General features: G+C 39.2%; 1 protein-coding gene. It reads left to right on the plus strand.

What is annotated here, in order from left to right; translation table 11 throughout:
* Positions 1-485 (plus strand): alpha/beta hydrolase (locus B9T16_RS29100; RefSeq protein WP_410246438.1); only part of this gene is annotated, 485 nt, incomplete at its 5' end.
* Positions 486-659 lie beyond the last annotated feature (174 nt).

Consider the following 659-nt stretch of genomic DNA (forward strand, 5'->3'; position numbering starts at 1 on the left):
TGGGGGGAGAAAGTGCGGTGGGAAATTTAGCGGCGGTGGTAGCCTTAAAACGGCGAGATAAAAAACTAGCCCCCCTAGTTTATCAATTGTTAATTTATCCTATAACTCAGGTAGAAATTGACAGCGAATCTCGCCGCCTATTTGCCGAAAATTACTTTCTGAGAACCGATGATATTAGGCATTTGTGTAGTTTTTATATCACCAACCCTGCTGATAAAAATAATCCCTATGCTTCCCCCCTGTTAGCCGAAGATTTATCAAATTTGCCTCCCGCTTTGATTATCACTGCGGAATTAGACCCCCTACGGGATGAAGGACAGGCTTATGGCGATCGCCTCCAAAAAGCCGGAGTTCCCGTCAAAATATCTTGCTATTCAGGAACCATTCATGCTTTCATTAATTTAGCCAAATTTATCAGTCAAGGACAGGAAGCACTAGCCGAATGTGCGATCGAATTAAAACAGGGATTTTCCCATAAAAGTTAATCAAACATATATATGATATAATTATACTAGGATTTAAGGGCGTACTTTCCTAAATTTACCTTCAATTGCAGAAATTTCTATTTGATTGCGAAATATATCCAGCATGGCAATAATTTCTTGATGTAATTCCACATAATCACTGCTATTAACAATACAATATTCGCCGTGAGCAAT

Source organism: Arthrospira sp. PCC 8006 (genome assembly GCF_046480465.1).
GTDB lineage: Bacteria > Cyanobacteriota > Cyanobacteriia > Cyanobacteriales > Microcoleaceae > Limnospira > Limnospira platensis.